Source organism: Allobosea sp. GW822-FHT03F07 (assembly GCF_058801345.1).
Genome location: NZ_JBXAND010000008.1, coordinates 15,911 through 31,698, shown reverse-complemented (window position 1 = coordinate 31,698; position 15,788 = coordinate 15,911). Strand labels below are relative to the sequence as shown.

General features: G+C 67.0%; 12 protein-coding genes. 9 read left to right on the top strand and 3 right to left on the bottom strand.

Features of this window, described 5'->3' with window-relative positions; translation table 11 throughout:
• Positions 1 to 12: 12 nt before the first annotated feature.
• Entirely contained in the window at positions 13 to 519 is a 507-nt protein-coding gene (locus tag AC1RMY_RS20315; protein ID WP_492867596.1) for a DinB family protein, read from the top strand.
• A 21-nt stretch (positions 520 to 540) separates the two neighbouring features.
• Here AC1RMY_RS20315 and AC1RMY_RS20310 read toward each other — a convergent pair whose 3' ends face one another.
• Positions 541 to 1,077 carry a GNAT family acetyltransferase gene (locus AC1RMY_RS20310; protein WP_492867594.1) on the bottom strand — a complete coding sequence of 179 codons (537 nt, stop codon included), beginning with the start codon at positions 1,075 to 1,077 and terminating at the stop codon, positions 541 to 543.
• Positions 1,078 to 1,245: 168 nt separating this feature from the next.
• Between AC1RMY_RS20310 and AC1RMY_RS20305 the strand changes: the two genes are divergently transcribed.
• The 3 genes from AC1RMY_RS20305 (at position 1,246) to AC1RMY_RS20295 (ending at position 6,172) form a co-directional block, all read left to right on the top strand.
• Entirely contained in the window at positions 1,246 to 1,878 is a 633-nt protein-coding gene (locus tag AC1RMY_RS20305; RefSeq protein ID WP_492867592.1) for a LysE family translocator, read from the top strand.
• Between the two features lie 194 nt (positions 1,879 to 2,072).
• The gene (locus AC1RMY_RS20300; RefSeq protein ID WP_492867590.1) at positions 2,073 to 4,856 is read left to right on the top strand and encodes a tetratricopeptide repeat protein; all 2,784 of its coding nucleotides are present in this window, start codon (positions 2,073 to 2,075) and stop codon (positions 4,854 to 4,856) included.
• Positions 4,857 to 4,972: 116 nt separating this feature from the next.
• Positions 4,973 to 6,172 (top strand): M20 family metallopeptidase, encoded by a 1,200-nt coding sequence (locus AC1RMY_RS20295; RefSeq protein WP_492867884.1) that lies wholly within the window; start codon positions 4,973 to 4,975, stop codon positions 6,170 to 6,172.
• A 105-nt stretch (positions 6,173 to 6,277) separates the two neighbouring features.
• On the opposite strand, the gene AC1RMY_RS20290 is transcribed toward AC1RMY_RS20295, so the two are convergent.
• Both AC1RMY_RS20290 and otsB read right to left on the bottom strand, forming a co-directional pair.
• The gene (locus tag AC1RMY_RS20290) at positions 6,278 to 8,122 is read right to left on the bottom strand and encodes a glycoside hydrolase family 15 protein (protein ID WP_492867588.1); all 1,845 of its coding nucleotides are present in this window, start codon (positions 8,120 to 8,122) and stop codon (positions 6,278 to 6,280) included.
• A 2-nt stretch (positions 8,123 to 8,124) separates the two neighbouring features.
• Complete coding sequence (gene otsB / locus AC1RMY_RS20285) at positions 8,125 to 8,922, bottom strand: trehalose-phosphatase (RefSeq protein WP_492867586.1); 798 nt, start codon at positions 8,920 to 8,922, stop codon at positions 8,125 to 8,127.
• A 294-nt stretch (positions 8,923 to 9,216) separates the two neighbouring features.
• Between otsB and AC1RMY_RS20280 the strand changes: the two genes are divergently transcribed.
• The 5 genes from AC1RMY_RS20280 (at position 9,217) to prmC (ending at position 15,597) form a co-directional block, all read left to right on the top strand.
• Positions 9,217 to 10,755: an alpha,alpha-trehalose-phosphate synthase (UDP-forming) gene (locus AC1RMY_RS20280; RefSeq protein ID WP_492867584.1), complete on the top strand. Its 1,539-nt coding sequence runs from the start codon at positions 9,217 to 9,219 to the stop codon at positions 10,753 to 10,755.
• 231 nt (positions 10,756 to 10,986) lie between these two features.
• A complete protein-coding gene (ptsP, locus tag AC1RMY_RS20275; protein ID WP_492867582.1) occupies positions 10,987 to 13,254 on the top strand; it encodes a phosphoenolpyruvate--protein phosphotransferase in 2,268 nt (755 codons plus the stop codon).
• A gap of 52 nt (positions 13,255 to 13,306) precedes the next feature.
• Positions 13,307 to 14,392, top strand: a complete 1,086-nt coding sequence (gene prfA / locus AC1RMY_RS20270) for a peptide chain release factor 1 (RefSeq protein WP_492867581.1) — start codon at positions 13,307 to 13,309, stop codon at positions 14,390 to 14,392.
• 84 nt (positions 14,393 to 14,476) lie between these two features.
• Positions 14,477 to 14,755 (top strand): hypothetical protein, encoded by a 279-nt coding sequence (locus AC1RMY_RS20265; protein WP_492867579.1) that lies wholly within the window; start codon positions 14,477 to 14,479, stop codon positions 14,753 to 14,755.
• Positions 14,725 to 15,597, top strand: a complete 873-nt coding sequence (gene prmC, locus AC1RMY_RS20260; RefSeq protein ID WP_492867577.1) for a peptide chain release factor N(5)-glutamine methyltransferase — start codon at positions 14,725 to 14,727, stop codon at positions 15,595 to 15,597. The genes AC1RMY_RS20265 and prmC overlap by 31 nt, the downstream gene beginning before the upstream one ends.
• Positions 15,598 to 15,788 lie beyond the last annotated feature (191 nt).

Genomic DNA, 15,788 nt, shown 5'->3' with positions numbered 1-15,788 from the left:
GGAAGCCTCGCCATGATCGATACGACCTATGTCCGCACGCTGGCGTGCTACAATGCCTGGCAGAACGGCAGCCTCTACGCCGCCGCGGCGAGCCTAGACGATGCCGCACGGCGGCTGGATCGCGGCGCCTTCTTCCAGTCGATCCACGGCACGCTCTGCCATCTGCTCTGGGCCGACCAGATGTGGCTCTCGCGCTTCGCCGATACGCCGAAGCCGGCGGCCCGCATCCACGATTCCCCCGGGCTGGTGGCGAACTGGGACGAACTCGTAGCCGAGCGAACGGCCTTCGACCAGACGATCACCGACTGGGCCGCTGGTCTCTCGAACGATTGGCTGGCGGGAGACCTGACATGGTTTTCCGGCGCGACGCAGCGCGAGATGCGCAAGCCCGTCGGCCTCCTGGTGACGCATATGTTCAACCACCAGACGCATCATCGCGGCCAGGTTCACGCCATGCTGACAGCGGCCGGCGCGAAGCCTGAGGATACCGACCTAATGTTGGTCGACGTCGTGAACTGACAGCCTCTGCGGCTAGGTCGATCAGACTGACACGGCTTGCGCGTCCTCGGTCTGTTGCGAGCGGGGCCGGCCCTGACCAGGCGCCTTGCCCTTCTCAGCGTCGGCATGGTCCGGAGGCACGGCAGCGGTCGCGTTCTGGCTGAGCTTCTGGAACAGGCCGAGCCCGACCATCGCGGTCACCGCGAGGAAGACGAGCAGGCCGGGATAGATGATGTTCCCCATCGTCTCGCGCGACGTCTTGGCGATCAGCACGAGCGATTCCAGGCTGAGCGCGACAATCATGATGGTCATGAACTTGGTCAGCGATCCCCGCGCCTCGGCCGGGCGGCGCAGTTCGCGGTCGGCGACGACCTCCTCCTCGAACAGGAACTTGCCGACATCGGCGACGGCGACCGCGATGATGATCAGGCCGATGCCGTCCAGCATTGTCTCCAGCGCGTTGTCCCCGGTCCAGTAGCCCGTCGCGGTGCGCCAGACCGCGACTCCGATCAGCATGATCGAAGCGGCGAGCAGCGCAAATGCGATCACCGTGTAGAGAATGCGGCTGAACAGCGTCATCGTTGATCCCCCCACCCGGACTCCGGGTCAGGCGAGACAACCATCTCGATGGCGCGGAGTTCCCTGGCCGGCCCGGCGCCGGCGCAGCGCGGAGAACCGCCATGCCGCGGTGGCGATTGTGCCGCAGCGCGGGTTCTGCGAAGCCTGGGGCAGTTCAGGAGCCGCGCCATGCCCGACACCACCCAGCTTGCCGCCTTCGCCTTGATCTGCCTGGGCATGGTGGTCACGCCCGGCCCCAACATGATCTATCTTATTTCGCGCTCGATCGCGCAGGGACGCGTGGCCGGTCTGATTTCGCTCGGCGGCGTCGCGCTCGGCTTCATCGTCTACATGCTCAGCGCCGCCTTCGGCATCACGGCGCTGCTCTTCGCTGTGCCTTACGCTTATGACGCGCTGCGCATCGGCGGCGCGCTCTACCTGATGTGGCTGGCCTGGCAGGCGCTGCGGCCGGGCGGTCGTTCGCCCTTCCAGGTTCGCGACCTGCCGCATGACCGGCCGCGCAAGCTGTTCGGCATGGGCTTCCTGACGAGCCTGCTCAACCCCAAGATCGCCATGCTCTATCTGGCGCTGCTGCCGCAGTTCATCGATCCGGCTGCGGGTAGCGTTCTGGCGCAATCGGTGACGCTGGGCTCTATGCAGATCGCCATCAGCCTGTCAGTCAACGCCATGATCGCCATTGCCGCAGGCAGCATCGCGGTCTTCCTGCGGACGCGACCCTTCTGGTCGCTGGTGCAGCGCTGGCTGATGGGCACCATGCTCGCAGGCTTCGCGCTGCGCATGGCGCTGGAAAGCCGCCGCTGAGCCTCCGAAACGCGCGGGCAGAGGCGCTCAGCCCGGCCCGCCGCTGGATCTAGGCGAGGCCCGGCTGCGGCAGGCGGGCTTTGATGATCCGGGTGATGCCCTCCCGCGCCGGCATGACGGCGCCCGCCCGCTCATGCTACGCTGTCCTAGCGTAAGCTGGCGCGCGCCGAGCGATGCTATGCGCGAGCCCGGGCATGAGGGAGGTGGCGATGGCCTGCTCGTTCTCGCGGATCGGATGGCTGGCGGCGCTCACGGTCTCGCTGGCTGCAACCATCGCCACAGCGCCCGCTTCGGCCCAGAAGGCAGAGACGATCGCGCTCTGCAAGGCCGAGAAGACCGAAAAATCCATCGCAGCCTGCACGACCGTGCTGAAGGGGCGCGGCGACCAGAAGGTCAAGGCCTCGGCACTGCTCAGTCGCGCCCAGGCTTACTGGGCCCTCAGCCGCCTGGCCGAGGCAGAAAAGGATTACAGCGAAGCGATCCGGCTGGTGCCGAATTTCGGCGCGCTCTACCGCGATCGGGCGCAGATCCGCTTCGGCCTGGGCAACCAGGACGGCGCGATGGCTGACTTTACCGTCGCACTCGAGAAGGATCCCTTCGACGCCGACAACTATGCCAATCGCGGCTATCTCAAGCTGCTGCAGTATGATTTCGCTGGCGCGGGCGAGGACATCCGCAAGGGGCTGTTCTGGCAGAAGGGGCATCCGCGCAGCGAGTACATGCTCGGCCTGCTGCACTACTCCACCGGGCGCTATAGCGATGCGATCGCGCAGATCGACAGGGCCCGCGACCTCGGCTTCCGCGGCAGCGAGGCCTCGATCACCAGGGCCCGCAGCCTGTATTATCTCGGCACCTATGAGGCCGCCATCCGCGAGGCGACGGAGGGGCTGCAGGCCTTTCCGGCGCAGTACGACCTGACGGAGATCCGTGCGCGTTCCCGGTTGGCCCGTCGCGATTTCGGCGCGGCGCTGGCCGATGTGGAAGCCGTGCTGCAGGCGGCGCCGCGATATGGCCGCGCCTATGCCACGCGCGGCGCTGTCCGGCTCGCGATGAAGGACATTGCCGGCGCCACCGCCGATGCCGACAAGGCGATCGAACTTGGCCCCACATTGTTCGATGCACAGGAACTCAAGGCCGATATCCTGCTGGCCTCTGGCGATCGGGCTGCGGCCCGCGCCGTCCTCGCGCAGTCCGCTGCCCGAACCGATGCCAGAATGGACTACGACATCACCTCGCGGGCGCGCCATGCGGCAAGGGTCGCCGAGTTTGACAAGCCGAAGCCTATCCTCGTGACCGAGCTCGACGAGGCAGAACTGAAGGCGCGCTGCGGCAAGCGAGACGATCCGCTCCGCATGCCAAGCTGCGACAGGCTTGTCGAACTGGCGACTACGCCGCAGGTGAAGGCCGACATGCTGGTCCTGCGTTCACAGGCTCGGCCCTATGACGCCCAGATCGCCGATCTCGATCTCGCCGTGGCGGCTGCGCCCGACTATCTCGTCGCGACCATCGCCCGTGCGCAAGGACACCTGGCGGATTATCGCTTCGGAGCCGATCTGCGACCTTACGAGCGGGCCTGGGCCGACGCCGACAGCGCCGTTCGCCGCGCGCCGACCGGCTCCGACGAGCTCAAGAGCGCGCTGCTGACACGCGCAATGGCCTCCCATGGCAAGGGCGACTACGAGGCGGCCATCGCGGATCTGAACCGGCTTCTGGAGCGCGACCCGTCCGCTCCTTATCTCATCGAGATGCGAGGCGAGGCCCTGCTCATGGCCGGTCGCCCAGAACCGGCCCTCGCCGACCTGCGTGAGACCAGGCGGCTGACTGCGGTTGATCGGCGCCAGTTCCTGCAGGACGACGATTTCGTGGTCGCACTGATCGAGACCGGCAGGGTCGACGAGGCGTTGGCCGAGCTGGAAGCTTGGAAGCGCGAGGGAACGGGCGGTGAAATTTTCCGCGAGGCGCTGCGGGCCCGCGCCCTGCTCGCCAAGGGCGATGCCGTCGAGGCTCGAGCGGTCTCGGCCGCGGTGCTCGGCACGAACCGTTCGAATCTCGCTGCTATCGCCATTCGCGGAATGGCCTTGGCAAGCATGGGACTGTCGCTCGACGCGGTGCCCGACCTCACGCGGGCGATCGACGACGCTGCGGTCCCGTTCAAGGCCGCGAGCTCGGGCATGACGCCGGGACATACGGCCGACCTGTTCCTGTATCGCGGGCTGGCACGCCTGCGGCTGAACCAGAGCAACGCCGCCCATGCCGATTTCGGGGAGGCGATCAGGCGTGCTCCCGATCGCGCCCGGGCCTATGGCGAGCGGGCTCGGCTCCTGCTGATGGCCGACAATCCCGCTGCCCTGACCGATGTCGCCATGGCGCTCCGCATCGAGCCCAACGAGCCGCGTTGGCGGGCGCTGGCCGCGCGCATCAATCTGGCGACGGGTGATCTCGTGGCCGCCGAGCGTTTCGCCTCTGAAGCGCTCGCGGCACCCACGCCGGAGCCCGACCTGGTGCTGCTGCGCGCCAAGGCCAGACTTGGCCTCGGCGATTTCCGCGGAGCCGCCGAGGATGCGGTGGCGCGTCTGGCGACGATGCCGGCGGACGCCGACGCGCTGCTGGTCCGGATCGAGGCGCGGACCGGCGAGGGCGATCTCAAGGCGGCGCTGGCCGATGCCGAGGCGGCGCACGCCGCGCGCGGTGGCGATGTCCGGATTCTGTTGGCCCTGGCCGAGCTGAAGGCGCGAACCGGCGATGCGCCTGGGGCGATCGGCGTGTTCGAGGAGGCGGCGAGCAAGCCCGAGGCGGCGCTCCAGGCCAACAAGCGCCTCGGGGACCTTTATGCCGGCATCTCCTCCGACCAGTTGGCGCTGGGCTATTACGCCAGGGCGATCGAGCAGCCTGCACGCAGGCTGGATGACGAGGCGCTTCGCACCGCCGCCCGGATCGCCCGAGATGCTTTGATCCGCAAAATGGTGGCGCCGAAGTAGCGCGCCCCGCATTTTTGCGAAGGGCCGGTGGCATCATGGTGCTACCGGGTGCGACGCTCATTGTCTAAGCTGCCGGATAGTCCCGTCCGGAACCATGAGAACGAATGATGAGCGCAATGACGTCCGAGGAAGCCAAGGTCGTTGACTGGCTCGCCAGCCGCAAGGAGGCGATGGTCGCGCTGCTGCGCGAGATGGTCGACACTGACTCCGGCTCCTACGACAAGGACGGCGTCGACCGCGCCGGCCAGGTCATCGCCCGCTTCCATGCCCAGAATGGACTCGAGGTCGAGATCATTCCGGATGCTCGCTTCGGCGATGCGGTGAAGGCGCGCCTGCCGAACCCGACCGCGAACGACCAGCGCCCGGTCCTGCTGCTCGGCCACCGCGACACCGTCTTCCCGAAGGGCGAGCCGACGCGGCGCCCCTTCACCATCAAGCACGGTCGGGCTTATGGGCCGGGCGTCGCCGATATGAAGGCGGGTCTCGTGATCGAGGCCTTCGTCGCGGCGGCCTTCGCCGAATGCGGTGGCCTGTCGGCTCCTCTGACGATGCTGACGACCAGCGACGAGGAGATCGGCTCGCCATCCTCCCGCCCGGTCATCGAGGCCGCCGCGCGCGAGTCGCGCTGCGTCTTCAATGCCGAGCCCAGCCGACTTCCGGCCGGTACCACATTCGCCCGCGATCATCGGCAGTCGGTCACCAGCGGCCGCAAGGGCGGCGTCTTCATGCGCGCCGAGTTCATCGGCAAGCCTGCCCATTCCGGTGCGAACTACGAGAAGGGCGCCTCGGCCATCGTCGATCTCGGCCACAAGATTCCGAAGCTCCAGGGTCTGACCGACCTCGCCAAGGGCATCACCGTCAATGTCGGGTTGATCGGCGGCGGGCAGACGGTGAACACCGTCGCGCCCAATGCCTGGTGCGAGATCGACCTGCGCTATGTCACGGCCGCTCAGCGCAGCGAACTCGTCGAGGCCATCCGCGTCATCATCGAGACGCCTATCGTGGCCGAGACCAGCGCCAGGCTGTCGATCAAGGGTGAGTTCCTACCCCTCGAAGGCACGGCCGAATCACAGAAGCTGTTCGAGGCCTATCGCGAGGCGGCGGCCGGTTTTGGCATCGCCACCATCGCGGAGTTCACCGGTGGCTGCGCCGATTCAGGCTTCACGGCCGCTCAAGGCACGCCGACTCTGTGCAGCGTCGGCCCGATCGGCGGCATGGCGCATACGCCGGACGAGTTCCTGGAAGTCGAGAGCATCGTCCCGGCAGCGCAGACGCTGGCGCTGTCGGTGATGCGGGCGGCGAAGTTGATGGAGTGAGCTGGAGAGCGTCATGCTCGGGCGAAGCGTAGCGCAGACCCGAGCATCTCCATCAGGATCGAACGCGTCATGGTCGGGGCAAGCCCGACCATGACGCCAAGCTCCTCAGAACGCCTCTTCCCAGTCCCGGCTGAGCCGCATCGCCGAATTGATCAGCCCGACATGGGAATAGGTCTGCGGAAAATTCCCCCAGAGTTCGCCGGTGTGCAGATCGGCGTCCTCGGACAGCAGGCCGAAGCTGTTGCGCCGTTTCAGGATGCGGCCGAAGAGGGCCTTCGCCTCGTCGGCGCGGCCGATCGCGTTCAGCGCATCGACATACCAGAAGGCGCAGATCAGGAAGCCGGTGTGCATGAAGCCGAAATCGTCCTGCGTCGCATAGCGCAGCAGCAGGTCGCCGCGCGTCAGATCGCGGCCAATCGCCTCGACGGTGGCGACGAAGCGCGGATCGTCCGGCTTCAGGAAGCCGAGCTCCGAGACCAGCAGGAGCGTGGCGTCGAGGTCTTCGCCGCCGAAGGTGGAGACCAGATGTCCTCGCTCCTCGTTCCAGATGCGTTCGAGGATGAAGGCCTTGATCCGCTTCGACTCGCCCTTCCAGTACTCCTTGCGCTCGGCGCGGCCGAGCGTGCCGGCGATGCGCGCCAGCCTGTCGCAGGCCGCCCAGCACATCACGCTTGAAAAGGAATGGACGGCCTCCTTCTCGCGTAGCTCCCAGGGGCCGGCATCGGGCTTGTCGAAATAGGCGATGGCCAGTTCTCCCATCCGTTCCAGCTGGCCGAACAGGGCCTCCTTGCCGGGCTGGATCAGGCGCTGATCGAAGAAGGAATGCGTCGCCGCCAGCACGACCGCGCCGTAGCCATCGTTCTGGATCTGCGTCGCCGCGCCATTGCCGAAGCGCACCGGCTGATGGCCGCGATATCCCGACAGGCTCGGAGCCTCGAACTCGTCGAGCGCGCCGCCACGCGTGATCGGATAGAGCGGCGGCAGGTGCTCGGCGCCGCTTTCGGAAAAGGTGTCGACGATATTGGTGATGAAACCGAGATAGTCTTCCATCGTCCGCGTCGTGCCGAGGCGGTTCAGCGCGTGGACGACGAAATAGGCGTCGCGCAGCCAGCAGAAGCGGTAGTCCCAGTTGCGCTGCGTTCCCGGCGCTTCCGGGATCGATGTCGTCAGCGCCGCGACGATTGCGCCCGTCTCCTCGAAGGCGCAGAGCTTCAGCGTGATCGCGGCCCGGATGACCTCGCGCTGGTATTCGAAGGGCAATGACAGCGACCGCACCCAGTCGCGCCAGTAGTCCGTCGTCTTGTCGAGAAACTCTCGCGCGGTTTCCTCGATCTCGGCCCGCAGCGCCTCGTCCGAGCCAATGAAGAAGGAGAACGGCCGGTCGACGGCGAAGGGCACGCCGTCGACGACATAGGAAATCGGCGCATCGGTCGTCAGCCGGATGGTCTGGTCGGCACCGACGAAGCGGACATGGTTGGAGCCGCGCGTGATCTCGTCCGGCTCCTCGCCGAGGCCGAGGCAGGGCTTGACCACCGTGCGGATGCGCGGCCGGCCGGAAATCCGGCGCACGCGGCGCACGAGCTGCGGCGGCCGGAAAAAGCGCTCATAGCGGACGAAGCGCGGCGCGAAATCGAGGATCTCGATGGCGTTGCCCTGATCGTCGGAGAGCACCGAGGACAGGATCGCCGTGTTGTCGAGATAGGTTTGCTCGCAGCGTGTCATGCCGACGAGTTCGATCGCGAAGACGCCCTTGCGGGGCATGGCGTCGCCGTCCTCGGCCTGATTGTCGATCAGCGCGCAGAAGACCGGATCGCGATCGAAACGCGGGAAGCAGCCCCAGACGATGCGCGCGCGTCGGTCGATGAGGGCTGCGATCGAACAATTGCCGATCACGCCGAGGTCGAGCGAGGCGGAATGCAGCCCCGCTGCCGTCGTCGTCGAAACTGTCATCGTCATCCTTGCGAGAAGCTGGAGGCGGTCAGGCTGCCGCGCTCGGCGGCGTCGAGAAGAAGGCGGCGCAGCGCGGTTGGTGAATCGAGGCGCAGCTTCGCGCAGGTCGCGCCTGCGCCGATCCGGATCGACAGCCCGCCGAGCGCATTCACGGCCTCGAAACCGTGCTCGTCGGTGATGTCGTCGCCGATGAAGACCGGCAGGCGACCGGCATAGGGGGCAGCCTGCATCAGCTGGGCGATGGCCGTGCCCTTGCTGGCTTGGGCGGGAACGAGCTCGGCGACCGCTTTGCCTTCCTGCAACCGGATCGCCGGGCCCATGCGGACGGCGATTGCACGCATCAGGTCGAGCGCCTCGTCATGGAGCTGCGGCGCCAGTCGCCAGTGCAGGGCCACCGAAATGCGCTTGTCCTCGACGATGATGCCGACATGGCTGTTCGCGAAACGCACGAGGTCGCGCAACGCGCCGCGCATTTCAGCGGGCACCTCGACCTGGGACTGGATCTCGCCGTCGAGCCTGATCTGGGCGCCATGCAGCGCGGCCGTGTCGAAACGATAGGGGGTGAGCGCGGCGTCGAGGAACGAGACCGGCCGCCCGGACACCAAAGCGAGCGCGCCGCCCAGCGCCTGGCGCAGGGAATCGAGGGCTGCCGGCACCCGCCGGTCGAGCCGCACCTCGTCGGGCGCCGGGGCGATCTCCACCAGAGTCCCATCGAAATCGAGAAACAGTGCGATGCCGTCCTCGGCCGCAGCCAGGTCGCGGGCATCACTGACGGTTCCGGGTTCGGTGAATGTCATCATCTCAGCCTGTCTGGCCAACAAAACCGGCGGAAACGCGGCGCGGGATCGGCCCGACGGCCTTGATCGCGGGGATCGCCACGCATCGCGAGGCATGCTCTCGAACTCGCCACATTCTGCCTTCAGCCTGCCCCCGTCGCCTCGTTTTCAACGCAAGGCCGACATCGCGACGCCGAAGATCGGCGCGCGCCCATGGAAACATTACGCTCGCAGCGGCGTTCTGTTCCTGCCTCAGTGTCGAATTTCGGGCATCCGCCACGTTCAGGCCCCAGGCCGACCAGGGAGAACCGACCCGTCATGCGTCTCGTCATCGTCTCTAACCGTGTCACGATTCCCGAGCGCAATGAAAAGGCGGCAGCCGGCGGCTTGGCGGTGGCGTTGCGCGAGGCCCTCGAAAAACAGGGCGGCCTCTGGTTCGGCTGGAGCGGCGCGGTCAGCGAGGTGGCGGCGGCGCCCAGCGTGATGCAGCGGGGCAAGGTCACCTACGCGGTCACGGATCTGACCGAGGCGGAGCGCCAATCCTACTATCTCGGCTTCTCGAACCGCGCTCTCTGGCCGCTGATGCATTACCGGCTCGGCCTGACCGAGTTCTCGCGGGCCGACTATGCCGGCTATCTTGCCGTCAACCGCCGCTTCGCCAAGGCGCTGATGGCGATGCTGCAGCCAGACGACATCATCTGGATCCACGACTACCATCTGATCCCGCTGGCGGCCGAACTGCGCCGCCGCGGCGTCACCAACCGCATCGGCTATTTCCACCATATCCCCTGGCCCCCGGCCGAGGTCTTCGGTGCGCTGCCCTTTGCAGCGACGCTGGCCAGCACGATCGCCGCCTATGATCTCGTCGGGATGCAGACCGCGATCGACGTCAACAACCTGATCGGCGGCCTCGTCTCGATGTGCGGTGCCAGGAGCGACGGGCGCAAGGTGCGGGTCGGGCGCCGGGAGACGATCGTGCAGCCCTTTCCGATCGGCATCGACGTCGAGGCCTTCCGGAAGCTGGCGGCGGCATCCGTCCGCTCGGCCACGACACCGCTCCGGACGACGCGCCAGTCGCTGGGCGAGCGCAAGCTCGTCGTCGGAGTCGACAGGCTCGACTACTCCAAGGGCATCGTCCAGCGTCTCGAGGCGTTCGGACAGTTCCTGCGCAGCCATCCCGACCAGCGCGGCCGCGTTGGCATGCTCCAGATCGCGCCACCCTCGCGCTCCGACGTGCCCGAATATGCCGAGCTCGACAGGCAGTCCGACGAGGTCGCCGGGCGCCTCAATGCGGCGCTGGGCGAGTTCGACTGGACGCCGATCCGCGTCGTCAAGAAGGCCTATTCGCGCAATGCGCTGTCCGGCTTCTATCGTCGCGCCCAAGTCGGGCTGGTGACGCCGATGCGAGACGGCATGAACCTCGTCGCCAAGGAATACATCGCGGCTCAGGATCCGGCCGATCCCGGTGTGCTGGTGCTGTCGCGCTTCGCCGGAGCTGCGCAGCAGCTGGGCGAGGCGCTCATCGTCAATCCTTTCGACACGCATGAGGTAGCCGAAGCGATCCGGACCGCTCTCGCCATGCCGAAATCGGAGCGCATCCGCCGCTTCGAGCGCCTCTACGCCACGATCGAGGCGACCGATATCGCCTGGTGGACGCAGCGCTATCTTGCCGCCCTGGCGGGCTCCGACATGGCCCCGGCCGCAATCGTCCCGCCGGTCGGGCAAAAGTCGACGCCGGTCGCAGTGGCCCGCAAGGGCAAGGCTGCGCGGCCTGCCGCAAGGAAACCTCCCTCCGACAAGGTCGCGATCACGTCGTCGCCGGCGGTTTCGTCCGCCATTATGCCGGCATCGTCCTGAGCGGTCTGCGACCTTCTCTGCACATCCGGTCTTCCGAAAGGATTTCCGCTGAAAGCGGGGCAAATGGGCGCTGTCCTTTACCTTTGGCTCGCTGGGCCTTGCCGAGCATGGCCTTCGCTGGCTAGAAGGCCGGGAACGCCGAGGGTGCTTGCGACTCGGCTTCGACAAGTGTCTGGTCTGCGATGAACGTCGGCCGCAACGGCCGGGCGGCAGGCGGAGGATCTGGGATCGATGCGAGGCGCTCACGGAGGATCGGGCGTTCTGCTGCGCCGCCTTCGTGAGGTGATGGCAGCGTCGATCAGCCCGCAGGAGCGGCTGGATCGGCTCGTCGTCCTGATCGCCGGCAATCTCGTCGCCGAGGTTTGTTCGGTCTACGTCCTGCGCGAGGACGGCTCGCTCGAACTCTATGCGACCGAAGGTCTCAACCGCGAGGCTGTGCATCTCACCACGATGCGGGCGGGCGAGGGCCTCGTCGGCCTGATCGCGCGCGAGGCCGAGCCGCTGGCGCTCTCCGACGCGCAGAGCCACCCCGCCTTCTCCTACCGTCCCGAGACGGGCGAGGAGATCTATCGCTCCTTCCTCGGCGTGCCGATTCTGCGCGGCGGCGCGGTGATGGGCGTGCTGGTCATCCAGAACCGCGCCTCGCGCCTCTATAGCGACGAAGAGATAGAGTCGCTGCAGACCACCGCCATGATCATGGCGGAGATGATCGCGGCAGGCGGCCTCAAGTCGCTGGCGCGGCCAGGCGCCTCCATCGGCCTCGACCGTCCAATCCACGGCATCGGCGTCGCGCTCGCCGACGGCGTCGGCCTCGGCCATGCCGTGCTTCACGAGCCGCGCATCGCCATCACCAACCTCATCGCCGAGCACCCCGCCGCCGAGGTCAACCGGCTCGAGGCCGCGATCGCCGAGATGCGTGCCTCGATCGACGAGCTGATCGAGCGCGGTGACGTCGCCCATATCGGCGAGCATCGCGACGTCCTCGAAACTTTCCGCATGTTCGCCCATGACCAGGGTTGGCTGCGCCGCATGCGCGAGGTCGTGCTGACCGGCCTGACGGCGGAGGCGGCCGTCGAGCGCGTCCAGTCCGACACGCGCGCCAAGATGCTGCGCCAGACCGACCCCTATCTGCGCGAGCGCCTGCACGATCTCGACGATCTCGCCAACCGCCTGCTGCGCACGCTGGCGGGCAAGGCCAACGGCGTCGCGCGCGAGGAACTGCCCGAGAACGCCATCCTGATCGCCCGATCGATGGGCCCGGCCGCGCTCCTCGATTACGACCGCGCGCATCTGCGCGGCCTCGTGCTGGAGGAGGGCGGCCCGACCAGCCATATCGCCATCGTCGCGCGCGCGCTCGGCATCCCCGCCGTCGGCGAGATCGGCAATGCGACGGCGCTGATCCAGTCGGGCGATGCCGTCATCGTCGACGGCCAGGCCGGTGCCGTGCAGATCCGCCCGCAGCCCGATGTCGAGAACGCCTACAAGGACAAGGCGCGGCTTCGCGCCCGCAAGCAGGAGCAGTACCGCAAGCTCAAGAGCCAGCCCTCCGTCACCAAGGACGGCGTGCCGATCGTGCTCCAGATCAATGCCGGCCTCATCGTCGACATGCCGAATCTGGAGGCGACGGCGGCTTCCGGCATCGGCCTGTTCCGGACCGAGCTGCAGTTCATGGTCGCCGAGACCATGCCGACGACGAGCGAACAGCAGGCGCTTTATGCGGCAGTCCTCGATCAGGCGCAGGGCCGACCCGTCACCTTCCGGACGCTCGATATCGGCGGCGACAAGGTGCTGCCCTATATGGAGCGTATCGAGGAGGAGAACCCGGCGCTGGGCTGGCGCGCGATCCGCATCGGCCTCGACAAGCCGCGCCTGCTGCGGGCGCAGGTGCGGGCCTTGCTGCGGGCGGGTTCGGGCCGCGACATGAAGATCATGCTGCCGATGATCGCGACGGTGGACGAGTTCCAGCGCGCCCGCACCATCGTCCGGCGCGAGCAGGCGATGCTGGAGAAACAGGGCCATGTTCCCCCGCTGAGCCTGCAACTCGGCGTCATGGTCGAGGTGCCGTCGCTGCTGTTCGAATTGCCGGAGATCGTGCGCGAGGCCGATTTCCTGTCGATCGGTACCAACGACCTGATGCAGTTCCTGTTCGCGGCCGATCGCGAGAACAAGCGCGTCGCCGATCGCTTCGATCCGCTCGGCGTCGGCGCGCTGCGGGCGCTGCGCAGCATCGTCGAGGCCGCAGCCGAAGCGAACTGCCCGGTCACGGTCTGTGGTGAGATGGGCGGCAAGCCGCTCGAGACGATGGCTCTGATCGGTCTGGGCTATCGCGGCTTCTCGATGTCGGCGGCTTCGATCGGTCCGGTCAAGGCGATGCTGCGCGCGCTCGACGCGGGCAAGCTCGCCGAGCGGCTCGACTGGCTCCTGGCGGCCGGAGAGGGCACCAGCAGCCTGCGCCCGCAGCTTGCGGCCTTCGCGGCCGAGTTCAAGGTTCCGGTCTAGCGACGTCATCGAACGTCGTCCGAGCCTCCCGTTTTCCGATTTCGAGTTTATCATGTCCCTTCAGCTCCCGCAGGATCGTCTCGACGCCATCGTGGCCCGCCACGCCGCAGCGACGGCCGAGATCAACACGGCGACCGAGGCCGCGCGCACCGTCGAGCTCGCCAAGGAACTCTCGGAGCTCGATCCGGTCGTCGCCGCGATCGCCACCTGGCGGCAGGCCCAGACGAGCCTCGCCGAGGCCGAGGCGTTGATCGAGGACCCCGCCACCGACCCCGAGTTTCGCGAATTGGCCTTCGAGGAGCGCGATGCGGCCCGTCTCGAAATCGAAGCGCGTGCCCGCGAGATCCTGATCGCGCTGCTGCCAAAGGATGCGGCCGACGAGCGCGGCGTCATCCTCGAGATCCGGGCCGGTACCGGCGGCGACGAGGCCTCGCTCTTCGCCGGGGATCTCCTGCGCATGTATCAGCGCTATGCCGCACAGAAGGGCTGGAGCGTCGATATCCTCTCTGAGAGCGAGGGCACGGTCGGCGGCTTCAAGGAGGTCATCGCCGAGATTGCGGGCAAGGGCGTCTATGCACGGCTGAAATACGAATCCGGCGTGCATCGTGTCCAGCGCGTACCGGATACCGAGACCAGCGGCCGTATCCACACCTCGGCGGCGACTGTCGCCATGCTGCCGCTCGCCGGCGATGTCGATATCGTCCTGAACGATAGCGACATCCGCATCGACACGATGCGCGCCGGCGGAGCGGGCGGCCAGCACGTCAACAAGACCGAATCGGCGGTGCGTCTGACGCATATGCCCAGCGGCATCGTCGTCGTGGTTCAGGACGAGCGTTCCCAGCATAAGAACAAGGCACGTGCATACGATCTGCTGCGCGCCAAGCTCTATGACGTAGAGCGCGGCAGGCTTGACGCCGAACGCTCGGCGGACAGGCGCTCCCAGGTCGGTTCCGGCGATCGTTCGGAACGTATTCGCACCTACAATTTCCCGCAGGGTCGCGTGACCGACCACCGCATCAACCTGACGCTCTACAAGCTGGATGAGATGATGCAGGGGCTGGTGCTCGACGATATCATCGACGCCCTGACGGCGGAGCATCAGGCCAGGCTGCTCACGGCGGAGACCATGGGTTGAGCGACGACAGAAGAGCGCCGATGAAACCTCTTTGCCCCTCCCGCGTTGTACCGGCATCGATAACGCAACAGGGGGGACCCTCCGATGACCAAGATTTTCTCGAGCATCGCCATGACCGCACTGATGGTGGGCGTGCTGGCGATACCAGCCCAGGCGCAGGGCACGGCGACTCAGGTCGAGCGGTCGATGCAGGGGGGCCTGAAGCGCGCGACCGCGGGAGAGCCGGCGAAATTGCAGGGCGCGATGACGCAGTCGCAGGCGCGCCGGGTTTGCCAGCAGGAGATGGCCGGCGCGCGCGAAAGCAAGTCGGCGATGCGGTCCAAGATGACCTTTTGCGTCAACGAGAAGATGCAGGGGCGCTGACGGGCCTTTCCATCGCGGACGCACGCCGCAGGCTTGCGGCGAGACTGAGAGAGGGTGGCAGCGACAGCGCCGCCCTCGATGCGCGTCTGCTGATGGAAGGCGTCGTCGGCGAACGCGATCCCGATCCTTTCGCGAAGCTCGATGCCGATCAGGAAATGCGCCTCGAGGCCTTCGCGTCGCGCCGGCGTGCAGGCGAGCCGGTCTGGCGCATCCTGGGCGAAAGGGAGTTCTGGGGGCTGCCGTTCAGGCTGTCCGCGGCAACGCTGGAGCCACGCCCCGACAGCGAGACTCTGGTCGACGCTGTCCTCGATCATCTGGCCGGGCGCCGGCAGGAACCATTGGCGGTTCTCGACCTCGGAACCGGCACGGGCTGCCTGCTGATCGCCGTGCTCAGTGAATTTCCGATGGCGACGGGCCTAGGCGTCGATCTTTCGCCCGAGGCCTGTGAGACGGCGCGCGGCAATGCACAGTTGAACGGTGTGGCGGAACGTTGCCTGTTCCAGCAGGGCTCGTGGACGGCGGGGCTGGACCGGCGCTTTGATCTGATCCTGTCCAATCCTCCCTATATCCGGACCGACAATATCGAGACGCTGGATGTTTCCGTTCGCGATCACGATCCCAGGCTCGCGCTCGATGGCGGAGATGACGGGCTCGGACCCTATCGCATCTTCGCAAGGACGTTGCCGGATGTGCTGGCACCCGACGGGGTCGTCGTGTTCGAAATCGGTGCGGGCCAGGAGGCGGATGTGATCGCGCTCATGCGCGATGGGGGCTTCGTCTGGCTAGGCTCCCGCCGCGATCTCGGCGGGCATCCGCGCGCTCTGATCTTCACGATCGACTGAATTCTCGCGGCCGTTCATGCGATTTTGCTTGGAACGGCGCCCAAAACCCGCTATGCACCATTCTAGCCGAAGCTGGTGTCGTCAGCACGGAGCCGCAGGCAAGGCCTTCGGGGACCAGTCGCTTCATCAGGACATGTCCGGGAAGCGACGGAACTGACAAGCCAGGTTGGATACCGAAGGCGCCAAGGCGC

What these genes read in the sequence shown, in the direction of transcription:
- AC1RMY_RS20315 (WP_492867596.1), top strand. Translation starts at nt 13, where the DNA reads ATGATCGATACGACCTATGTCCGCACGCTGGCGTGCTACAATGCCTGG.
- AC1RMY_RS20310 (WP_492867594.1), bottom strand. Translation starts at nt 1,077, where the DNA reads ATGACGCTGTTCAGCCGCATTCTCTACACGGTGATCGCATTTGCGCTG.
- AC1RMY_RS20305 (WP_492867592.1), top strand. Translation starts at nt 1,246, where the DNA reads ATGCCCGACACCACCCAGCTTGCCGCCTTCGCCTTGATCTGCCTGGGC.
- AC1RMY_RS20300 (WP_492867590.1), top strand. Translation starts at nt 2,073, where the DNA reads ATGAGGGAGGTGGCGATGGCCTGCTCGTTCTCGCGGATCGGATGGCTG.
- AC1RMY_RS20295 (WP_492867884.1), top strand. Translation starts at nt 4,973, where the DNA reads ATGACGTCCGAGGAAGCCAAGGTCGTTGACTGGCTCGCCAGCCGCAAG.
- AC1RMY_RS20290 (WP_492867588.1), bottom strand. Translation starts at nt 8,122, where the DNA reads ATGACAGTTTCGACGACGACGGCAGCGGGGCTGCATTCCGCCTCGCTC.
- otsB (WP_492867586.1), bottom strand. Translation starts at nt 8,922, where the DNA reads ATGATGACATTCACCGAACCCGGAACCGTCAGTGATGCCCGCGACCTG.
- AC1RMY_RS20280 (WP_492867584.1), top strand. Translation starts at nt 9,217, where the DNA reads ATGCGTCTCGTCATCGTCTCTAACCGTGTCACGATTCCCGAGCGCAAT.
- ptsP (WP_492867582.1), top strand. Translation starts at nt 10,987, where the DNA reads ATGCGAGGCGCTCACGGAGGATCGGGCGTTCTGCTGCGCCGCCTTCGT.
- prfA (WP_492867581.1), top strand. Translation starts at nt 13,307, where the DNA reads ATGTCCCTTCAGCTCCCGCAGGATCGTCTCGACGCCATCGTGGCCCGC.
- AC1RMY_RS20265 (WP_492867579.1), top strand. Translation starts at nt 14,477, where the DNA reads ATGACCAAGATTTTCTCGAGCATCGCCATGACCGCACTGATGGTGGGC.